Origin of the sequence: Nostoc sp. CALU 1950, assembly GCF_051172895.1 — a bacterium.
Taxonomy (GTDB): domain Bacteria; phylum Cyanobacteriota; class Cyanobacteriia; order Cyanobacteriales; family Nostocaceae; genus Nostoc; species Nostoc edaphicum_A.
Window position 1 is genome coordinate 1 of sequence record NZ_JBDNJQ010000241.1, and the last position, 8,484, is coordinate 8,484.

The window sequence follows — 8,484 nt, forward strand, 5'->3', positions numbered from 1 at the left end:
GACGCTTTGAGTAACTTTTCATCACCTCTACGGCAAACATGGGTGTTTCCTGAACAGCAAAGAGAAACTCTTCCTCATTAAGGAAAACCAGTTTGGTATCTACCTTGGCGATCGCTGTATAAGTTCTATTTTTAATTCCTACAAGTACCCCGACATCGAAAACTTCCCCCGTATCAATGGTTTCTACAATCTTGCCATTGACTAATATATCTATCTCTCCTTCGAGAATCCCATACATTTCATCACCAGGCTGTCCTTCTTCAAAGATGACTTGGCCTGCTGAAAATACTTTAGGGTCGGATTGTTTTTGAAAGATACTGACTGTTAACACAGGACTTAGCATTAGAGCAACCCCAAATTATTTGTTTTTAAACGAAACCTTTATATAACGTCAGTTCGGGTTAAGAACTCAAATTTGATTACTTGGACGAAAGAATAAGGCTTTCACCCTATCCAAACTAACGACATAATCAAAGTTTCAGCTTATCCCGATCTCAGGTTTATATAGCTTTAGGCGAACCCAGAAAAGTACACTACTTTTTGTCGATTAACTCTCGAACTTCGCAAATTTTCTGATTAGCTGCCTGAGATATCATTAAATCAGAAAGCATCAAATCCTTCTTGTATCTTGCTAGGTAAATAAGTTCAGTTTTCTCTACCACTTTTGAATGTTTTATGAGGATTTCTATAAGTTATACATCAACTAAAACATTTACTCAAACATAATATTTGACGGCAAAACTTTATACTTATTCTTGTCAAAATAAGGTAATATTAATATCTAGAAAAGGAAGTGTCCAATATTGGCGGCTATAAAAGGACACTCACCATGACCTACTCAGATTTCTCTTTGAATCGATAAGCCTAACGTTATGGCAACTCTTAGAGACACTCCGCGATCGCTTACCGCTTTCATACAATGAGTTAATTGTTGCATTGTTGCATTGTGTATTTGTTGGATTAACCTCTTGTTTACTAGCTGTATCGTCACTTCTGCTGCTTCCAAACCAGGTTGTACTCTCTCTCAACAGTCACCAGCAATTTTGCCTGCAACGAAGATAAATAAGGTTTAGCTTGTTTCCCCAACCCCTGCAACAGCCAATCCACAGCCTCGTCACGGGTCGCCACTTGATGCAACTGCCGTAACCTCAAACATAACTGCTGCATGAATCTACAATCTTCATCAAATAGTTCCAGTAACTTCAGGTGTTCGATTTTTACAGTGTAGTCACCATCCCAGGTTTGAACTGTACAGCTATAGTCTCCAACATGGCTGACTACGCCCCAATAACCCGCTTTACCTCTCAAGTCTGGATTATCTTTGGGCAGAAGAACGCATATCTCCCCAACGTGGTAAGGATTGGGTACTTTCGTCCTTTCGCGTATCCTATCCACAACGTCTTTCACTATGCGACCGGATGGAATTTTATTGCCAGCTTGCTCTACTGCCTGTTGCCATACATCCGCTTGCACAGCCGGTTCCAACTCGGCTTTCGCCAAAAAGCGCAATTGTCGTTCGTTGGTCGGCATTGGAATTTGCCGACCAATGGTCGGCAAAAACTTTTGAAGATTCTCATAAACCACAGTAGCCGAAATCTTTAAGTACGCTGCATCACGACTATAATTGAAGCGATCTCGGCAGTATTCTTCAAAAGTACGGTGCGTGGAACGGTATAGCCGTCTGTCTCTCAACTCCATCAGCGCCTGACCCGCTTCTAAAAATGCACGTTCTACACGGTGTTCTAAATGCAGGCGTAAGCTTTGTTCTTCCTGGGTCAACTCTGTTACTTCAACAGCAGTAACCGTAATCGTTGCTGAGGCTGGGTTGTCTTCGCTAGAAGTATTTTCGGGAGCAGAGTCGGTTGCTGGCTTTGGTTCACCAGATGCCCCAGGGATAACTTTCTTGCGTCTGGATGGGGGTTTGTTCATTGCCCCACCTCTAGCCTGACAGCAGTTGAACAAATATTTAGTTGTGTCATCATGAAATATAGAGTTTTTATTTATACCCCTATCCTTTTAACAGGTTGGGGTTTTTCATTGCTTTTTATATTTTGCACTGATGAAAGAATACTTTGACGAAAATCAGTCCAATACCACAGTTAACAAGAAAGACTTCAGTTGTCAGGAGCCTGAATTCAATTCTGACTTCTGACAACTGACAACTGAATTCAATTTCAGCTTATTCTAGAAAATACCCTCTTCAGCACATGGGTAAAACAACGGCTAATGCTTGATTATTTAACGGCGGGTATTATATTTTGGATGACTTTGTTTGGAGTACAAGAGTCGTTGTTAGAATTTCGCCTGGGTTATCTCGGTCGCTACTGGTTTCTTGCAATTAGTGCTAGCTTACTCCTGAGCTTTTTGCTCTCTGCCCCAATTACTATCACGCTAATCATTAAATTTGCGGTAGATCCGTTTACTTTCCCAGGTAATGTAATTCTCTCAGGAATTGCTGCGGTAATCTTTGGTGTGATTCTTACCCTGGCGCAGTGGTTGATACTTCGTCAATCCGAAATGACACCGAGAGTTTTTGCACTGATCAATACAGTTATTGGAATTCTCGTCTACTTCCTACTGGTGTGGCTCAATGAAGGGACTCTGGAGTGGAGTGGTAATCCCTTTGGCGGCTGGAAAACTGTAATAATATTTTTGGCTGGTGGTGCGATTACCGGAGCAGCCACTGGTAAAGTCTTGGATTTCTACTGTGAGCGAGTCGAACAGCGATTAATTCAGCTTGAGAGAGAAAGAGAAGAGAAAGAAAGGCTCAGAAGAGAAAAAATAGAAAACGAAATATTTGAAAGGAAAAAGCAAGAAAAAGAAAAGCTTGAAAGGGAAGCCCTAGAAAGAAAAATGATTGAGAGAGAAATGGCCTTAGCTGAAGAGAAAAAGTGGTACGAAGAACATGGTGATGATGATTTCGATTATGAGGATGATGAATAATATTTGAGTATCAATTTACACACTAAACTGTCAGGCTAAAATGAGTCCAAAGCACAAAATTACCCTGGCTTTTATCCTTCTTTAGTAGTAAAGGAGAATTTTTGTGTAGCCAAGGGACTTATAGTAGCCAAAATCTCATTGAGACAAAGAGGCAGCGCGGTGTTCTGCCTTAGTGCTAGCTCCTCCCTTTAGGAGCTATATCTGCATGGTATTTATTGAACTCTTGAAGCGCGATCACAATCTCGAAGTTTTCTTGGCTTTTAACTATTCAATATCAAGCAGATAAATGTTAATTGCTTAAATTCAAGATTAAAATCATGATTTTAACTTGCTAAGGGAGTCCGAAATTAGCAATTCTGACAAAAGAAAGTTTTATCGCAAAAAACTACTTTTGTCGGTAATTAGCAACGCTGTCAATAATAGTACAAGCAACTGCTTTCAATTAAGACCGATTGTCTCTTGTGTTTCCTGTGTTCCCGATTTAGCTGAGTTTCCCTAATTCCTATGAGTTACAAAAAATACGTTGCTGGCATTCAAAGCATTGCCAAACTAAAGCACCAATATTCCTTACAAATTTGTAGTGCATTAGCTTACAAGCAAAGGCAGTATCCGCGATCGCAACCTACAGATACTAGACAGTGCTAACTTAAACACCTTTTATCTATCTTTAATACTTAAGATGCAATGTGTTGCAGAGATGGTTCTAATCAAGAGATGCAATAATAAGTAGTCATGCAAAATAAATTGCACATCTCATTTGCCTGTATTCCTTATCCAGTCAAGGATACAGGATTAAAAAATAGGCAATTAATTTTGCACAAGTACTTACTTGGGGCGATCGCGGTTGATAGTCATGTAGAAAAAAGTTTATAACTATGACTCATTTTGGTATCCTCTGTCCACCCAGCACTGGACATCTTAACCCAATGACAGCACTGGGGCGAGAATTACAAAGACGTGGACACTGTGTCACTCTATTTGGAATTGCTGATGCTAAATCTAAGGCACTAGCAGCGGGACTAAATTTTTGCATGATAGGAGAGTCTCAGCATCCTTATGGAGCAACCGCACAGTCCCTAGCAAAGTTGGGGCAATTAAGCGGTTTTAGCGCTTTGCAATATACTATGATTTTGATGAAAGAAGGAATAAATCTCCTACTTAGCGAAGCACCGCAAGCTATTAAAGCAGCTAGTGTAGAAGCGTTGTTAGTAGATCAACTTACAGTGGAAGGTGAGACTATTGCAGAATTTCTGCAAATTCCTTTTATTACTGTTTGCAATGCTTTGCCAGTTAACCAAGAAGCCAGCATTCCACCTTTTTTCACATCTTGGAGCCATAACACAGCATTGTGGGCACGTCTACGTAATAGAGCAGCTTATTTGCTGACGAGACAGATCACAAAACCACTTACTCAAGTTTTAGACATATATCGGCAAAAGTGGAGCTTGCCACTCTACTCTCAAGCACCTCACAAAGATAGCTTTTCTCAACTTGCACAACTGAGTCAATTGCCGCAAGAGCTTGACTTCCCAAGGCAGTCTTTGCCCAAGTGCTTTCATTTCACTGGGCCTTACCAAGATCCAACTGGACGTGAACCCACACCTTTTCCGTATGAAAAGTTGACTGGACAACGGTTGATTTATGCTTCGCTTGGAACTATACAAAATCAATTACTAGAAATTTTTCACACTATTGCCTCAGCTTGTATTGGCTTAGATGTCCAACTAGTAATTTCTCTTGGTGGGTCTAGTGGTTCAGAATTAATACAAGGATTACCTGGCTCTCCGTTAGTTGTTAACTATGCACCTCAACTGGAACTACTGAAAAAGACAACCCTTACCGTTACCCATGCAGGGTTGAACACGGTTTTAGAATCTTTAAGCAACAGTATACCTATGCTAGCTATTCCAATTGCTAATGACCAGCCAGCAGTAGCAGCACGTTTAGCTTGGGCAGGGGCTGGAGAAGTTGTACCCTTATCTCAATTAACTGTTCCCCGCCTACAAACGAGCATCCAGCAGTTAATGACAGAAGATTCCTACAAAAAAAATGCTTCTAGATTACAAACAGCTATTCGTCGCGCTGGAGGAGTCAGTCGTGCTGCCGATATTGTGGAACAGGTGATAAACACAGGAAAGCCCGTTTTTTCTCATCTCGAAGATAAGTAATATTGCTAGCGAGTAATCTACATAAAAAGTGAAAGTACACTTCTGAGCTTAATTCAGATGAGAATGCAAAAAAGTAGATTTTATGTTTTTTATATAAGTGCCTTCCACTACCTGTTATCTTCGTCCCAAGCTGTTGCACAAATCGTCCCTGATGTTTCGTTACCTAATAATTCTCAAGTCACGAATCAGGGTAATATCACCACTATTAATGAAGGTACGAAAGCAGGTAATAATCTGTTCCACAGCTTTGAAAAGTTTTCTCTTACAACTGGAGACACTGCTTACTTCAACAATCCGACTGATATTCAGAATATCTTTAGTCGGGTAACAGGTTCATCCATATCAAATATTGACGGTATACTTCGAGCTAACGGTACTGCTAACCTGTTCTTGATAAATCCTAGCGGGATTATTTTTGGCCCTAATGCTTCACTAAATCTTGGTGGTTCATTTCTTGCTAGTACGGCAAATAGCATTAATTTTGCTGATAAATTTTACTTCAGTGCCACGAATGTGAAAACTACACCCTTACTAACTATTAGTGTTCCAGTTGGTTTGCAATTGGGAAGCAATCCAGGGGCAATTATTGTGCAAGGTACAGGTCATAGATTAACTGTTTCTACCCCCTTATTTTCGCCCATTTTAGGATCTGCTACTAGCTCTAATAGTCTACGGGTGTCTGAAGGAAAAACCCTCGCTTTGATAGGAGGTAATGTTGACTTACTGGGAGGTATTTTGACGGCTCCTGGAGGAAGGATTGAAATAGGCAGTGTTAGCTCCAGTGAGGTTAACCTCAATCCCACTTCTAATGGCTGGATTTTGAATTATAAGGATGTACAAAATTTTCAAGATATTAGATTATCTCAACAAGCTTTAGTAGACGCTAGTGGTATCGGTAGCAGTTCAATTCATCTAATCGGCAAGCAAATTTCACTAGCCGATGGTTCGATAGCATTAATTCAAAACCAAGGAACTCAAGCAATGGCAAGTATCAATGCAAATGCCCTTGACTCCATAAAATTAAGTGGCACTTCCTCTGATGGAAAGATTGCCAGTGGATTGTTAAGTGAAAATTTAGCAGCAAATACAGGTGATATTGAAGTGTCGGCAAAGAACTTAGTTATTCAAAATGGAGCAGCTATATATGCTAAAACTTTCACAGAAGCAAACGGTAGCAATATAATTTTGAATGCCTCAGAATCGACGCAAATAATTGGTTTTTCTTCTATTGATCCTACTAAGGTTAGTGGGATTGGTAATTATACTTTCTCTTCTGGTAATAGCGGAAATATCAGAATCAATACAGGAAATTTAACACTTTTAAATGGAGCAACAGTAATATCTGGAACATTTGGAGAGGGGAAGGGTGGAAATTTAACTATTAATGCCAATGAGGGAGTTCAATTAAGTGGATTTAATCCTTTTGTTTCTCTGGCATCAAGCCAATTAGGTGTTGCAGCTTTTAGTACTGGAAATGCTGGTATTTTAACAGTTAATGCACCAAAGGTTCTTTTACAAAATGGAAGTAATATTAATTCTTACACTTTAGGAAAGGGGAATGCAGGAAATGTTGTAGTTAATGCTTACAATTCTATAGATATAACGCGAGAAACCTCTGATGGATTAGTTTATGACCAACCTTTTGGTATATCATCAACCGCAGCTTTTATTTCTACTGCACTACAACAATTACTAGAATTGCCACCACTTACTAATGGAAATGCTGGTGATGTGACAATCAATACTAACCGATTAACTCTCAAAGATGGCACTCTAGTTAATGTAAGTAATTTTGGAACTGGTAATGCCGGAAATTTAAAAATTAATGCTAACAATATTAACTTAGATAACTCAAATATTGGAGCAGCAACTGCGTCAGGACAGGGAGGAAATATTTTCTTGCAAGCAAATAATTTATTAGTACGTCGTAATAGTACTATCAATGCTACATCAAGTGACCCAGGCTTAATCTCTGCCCTTGCTGCAAATTCTGGCTCTAGTGTAACAGGCTCCGCAAATGGCGGTAATATCATTATTGATACCAATCTTCTGATTGTCATAGAAAACAGTAAGATTACAGCCAATGCCCTTAAAGGAAGAGGCGGTAATATCAACATCAATGCTCTCGGATTCTTTTCTTCTCCCGATAGCAAAATTACAGCTAGTTCAGAATTTGGATTGAATGGTAATATCCAGATCAATGCCTTGGATAATAATTCTGGCATCAATAAAGCTGCACCAGAAGGGGTTCCAACAACTCCTCAAATTACCCCAGCTTGCCAAAAACAAGTAGGCACAGGAACCAGTAGCTTTGCTGTTAGTAGTCGCAATCTACAATCTAAGCCTGACGACCTAATACATAACAATATTGAACAAAGTAACTCTTTTCCCATTTCAGGTCTTAATAATCTATATAATCCAAAATCATTAAGAATTAACCAACCCACAAAAATTGTAGAAGCCAACGCTTTGATTCAGGATTCTGAAGGGAATTTTGTTTTGACGACAGACCAACCAAATTTAGCTTTGGATGATGCTTCACTGTCTGCAAGTTCTTGTTTTTCAGTATTTCAGTGATAAAAAGATAGAAAAATGATTTTACCTCAATGTTGTTTTAAATATTTCTTCTCAGCCGTTTTAGCGCTATCTATAATTCTAATTCAATCATCTTCCCCTGCCCAGACTCTAAAAAAAGAAAAAGAACTCCTTAGAAATCAAGCGGTATCCCTTACTTCATCAGGTCACGAACAATTAGCTCTAGATCGGGCAAATGATGCTTTAAAAAGTTGGCAGGAATCTACGAAAATTTATCGCCAACTAAACGATCAAGAGGGAATTACGGAAAGCCTGATTAATGAAAACCTTGCTTTCCAAGCATTAGGATTACATAAACAAGCTTGCAATACACTTTTAGAAGCTTTAAACTTTAATACAAATCTAAGTATTTGCGACACGACTTTGCAGCAACTTGCTGTTGCTGAAAAAGAGCAACTGACGACATTAATTGGTAAGCAGAAGGCAACATCGGTTAACTTGCTTGGATTACAGAATCTCGGAGAAGTCTTGCGGATTCTGGGGAAGTTAAACGAATCTGAAACAGTTCTACAAGAAACATTAACGCTAGCAAAACTTGTATCTTCATCAAAAATTAGCGGTATTTATCTGTCTCTGGGTAATATTGAACAGACAATTTATCAGCAATTGCAAGATAAATATTCTTGGATAGAGGAACCACTTTTTAGAGAGCAGATTGCTAATATTATTCCACAAAAGGCGCAAAAATCGCTTTTGTATTACCAAACATTAGAAAATATACCAAATCAAAAGTGTTGAATGTTAAGAAAAATCCGATAAAAACAGCCCAAAATATGTT

At 39.1% G+C, this 8,484-nt stretch carries 7 protein-coding genes; 5 read left to right on the forward strand and 2 right to left on the reverse strand.

Annotation, left to right across the window (positions count from 1 at the left end):
• Positions 1-343 (reverse strand): Crp/Fnr family transcriptional regulator (locus tag ABF638_RS35345; protein ID WP_435027446.1); only part of this gene is annotated, 343 nt, incomplete at its 3' end.
• A 644-nt stretch (positions 344-987) separates the two neighbouring features.
• The gene (locus ABF638_RS35350; RefSeq protein WP_435027447.1) at positions 988-1,929 is read right to left on the reverse strand and encodes a hypothetical protein; all 942 of its coding nucleotides are present in this window, start codon (positions 1,927-1,929) and stop codon (positions 988-990) included.
• Positions 1,930-2,226: 297 nt separating this feature from the next.
• On the opposite strand from ABF638_RS35350, the gene ABF638_RS35355 reads away from it, so the two are divergent.
• The 5 genes from ABF638_RS35355 to ABF638_RS35375 all read left to right on the forward strand — a co-directional run bounded on the left by ABF638_RS35355 (position 2,227) and on the right by ABF638_RS35375 (position 8,444).
• The gene (locus ABF638_RS35355; RefSeq protein ID WP_435027448.1) at positions 2,227-2,943 is read left to right on the forward strand and encodes a hypothetical protein; all 717 of its coding nucleotides are present in this window, start codon (positions 2,227-2,229) and stop codon (positions 2,941-2,943) included.
• Between the two features lie 504 nt (positions 2,944-3,447).
• Positions 3,448-3,588 carry a hypothetical protein gene (locus ABF638_RS35360; RefSeq protein WP_435027449.1) on the forward strand — a complete coding sequence of 47 codons (141 nt, stop codon included), beginning with the start codon at positions 3,448-3,450 and terminating at the stop codon, positions 3,586-3,588.
• A gap of 230 nt (positions 3,589-3,818) precedes the next feature.
• The gene (locus ABF638_RS35365) at positions 3,819-5,111 is read left to right on the forward strand and encodes a glycosyltransferase (RefSeq protein WP_435027450.1); all 1,293 of its coding nucleotides are present in this window, start codon (positions 3,819-3,821) and stop codon (positions 5,109-5,111) included.
• A gap of 57 nt (positions 5,112-5,168) precedes the next feature.
• Positions 5,169-7,688 (forward strand): filamentous hemagglutinin N-terminal domain-containing protein, encoded by a 2,520-nt coding sequence (locus tag ABF638_RS35370; protein ID WP_435027451.1) that lies wholly within the window; start codon positions 5,169-5,171, stop codon positions 7,686-7,688.
• Positions 7,689-7,703: 15 nt separating this feature from the next.
• Positions 7,704-8,444 (forward strand): hypothetical protein, encoded by a 741-nt coding sequence (locus ABF638_RS35375; protein WP_435027452.1) that lies wholly within the window; start codon positions 7,704-7,706, stop codon positions 8,442-8,444.
• Positions 8,445-8,484 lie beyond the last annotated feature (40 nt).

Excerpts from the sequence above, each read along its gene's own strand:
- ABF638_RS35350 (WP_435027447.1), bottom strand. The coding sequence starts at position 1,929 with ATGAACAAACCCCCATCCAGACGCAAGAAAGTTATCCCTGGGGCATCT.
- ABF638_RS35355 (WP_435027448.1), top strand. The coding sequence starts at position 2,227 with ATGCTTGATTATTTAACGGCGGGTATTATATTTTGGATGACTTTGTTT.
- ABF638_RS35360 (WP_435027449.1), top strand. The coding sequence starts at position 3,448 with ATGAGTTACAAAAAATACGTTGCTGGCATTCAAAGCATTGCCAAACTA.
- ABF638_RS35365 (WP_435027450.1), top strand. The coding sequence starts at position 3,819 with ATGACTCATTTTGGTATCCTCTGTCCACCCAGCACTGGACATCTTAAC.
- ABF638_RS35370 (WP_435027451.1), top strand. The coding sequence starts at position 5,169 with ATGAGAATGCAAAAAAGTAGATTTTATGTTTTTTATATAAGTGCCTTC.
- ABF638_RS35375 (WP_435027452.1), top strand. The coding sequence starts at position 7,704 with ATGATTTTACCTCAATGTTGTTTTAAATATTTCTTCTCAGCCGTTTTA.